This window comes from Aeromonas sp. QDB39 (assembly GCF_027707585.1).
GTDB lineage: Bacteria > Pseudomonadota > Gammaproteobacteria > Enterobacterales > Aeromonadaceae > Aeromonas > Aeromonas hydrophila.
This window is the reverse complement of sequence record NZ_JAPCIV010000116.1, coordinates 1-1,169: the sequence shown is the minus strand read 5'-3', so window position 1 is coordinate 1,169 and position 1,169 is coordinate 1. Positions and strand designations below refer to the sequence as shown.

Sequence of the window (1,169 nt, the reverse complement as noted above, 5' to 3'; positions counted from 1 at the left end):
ACTAAATAGCTGATCCTAATTTCGCTCCAGTTGCATAAGCCCATGTCCATTACCGGGGAACGGGGCGGCATGATCCAGGAAGTAGAACACGCGACGTAATAACTCACCCAATGTGCGGCATTGGTGGTTCCGGGTGATCGTTTCATGGAGGGCATGCCACAGCCGCTCAATCTGGTTCACCCATGGCGAATACACCGGCTGAAAAAGCACGATGAACTTCGGATTTTTTGCCAGCCATCGCTGTGCTTTTTTGCTCTTGTGGATGATGTAGTTATCCAGGATCAGCGTGATGCTCTTGGCGCGCCGATAAGTCCGCTTTAGTGTTTGGAGCAGTGACAAGAACAAGTCCGTGTCTTTGCTATCGCTCGCCACATAGGTCACGTTACCTGTTCCTGCATGCAGGGCGCCAGCGAGGTAATGTTTGCGATTCTGGCCCGGAGTTGCCACTTTCTTCTGCTTCCCTCGCATCATCCAGTCCGCCCCCAGCTTGGGATTGAGGTGGATATCCACCTCATCTTCATAGAACACGGGATGGTCCGCACTGCAGCGTCCCAAGGCCTCATTGATAGCGGCCATTTTCCGCTCTTTATGGGGATCGCGGATGTGCAAAGTGGGCGCGGCCCGGCGCCAGACAATCCCTAGCCTGGGCAGCCATCGCCGTATTGTTGAAGCATGCAATGTCAGGCGCCAACTCCGTTTGAGTTCAAGCGCCATCAGTTCGGTACTCCAACGCGAGCGCTGATATCCGAGCTCCTGTGGAGACAACTGGATCAACAGCTGTAATAGACCCGAGATGTGAGCAAATGGCAGCACCGGCTTGCGCCCCCGAGGCTCGCTTTCAAGCCCCTCCAGACCGAACAAGGTGTACCAGTTCACCCAGCGATTGATCGATGACCGGGCGGCGGCAGTGAGCCGAGAAACAGCCGAGACACTGTGCCCGTCAGCAAGGAGCAAGATGGCGTTGAGCCTCCGGCAGAGATCTTTATCTTTGGTCCGGTGCATCTTGTTGATGATCCGGCGTCGCTCATCATGGTCGGGGAGTGTTAGTATCATTTCGGGCTCGGCTCGTTTGTCGTTTGATTGGTTTGGCGATTAATCAGATCGCACAAACGACGCCGAGTTCCCTTCTTTCCCGGATAAGTGATCTACATTTCGGAACGGTTATTTAG

Annotated in this window: 1 protein-coding gene; it reads right to left on the bottom strand. The window is 54.4% G+C overall.

What is annotated here, in order from left to right:
* Nucleotides 1-15: 15 nt before the first annotated feature.
* Nucleotides 16-1,053: an IS630-like element ISAeme16 family transposase gene (locus PG899_RS24065; protein WP_270697818.1), complete on the bottom strand. Its 1,038-nt coding sequence runs from the start codon at nucleotides 1,051-1,053 to the stop codon at nucleotides 16-18.
* Nucleotides 1,054-1,169: the final 116 nt, after the last annotated feature.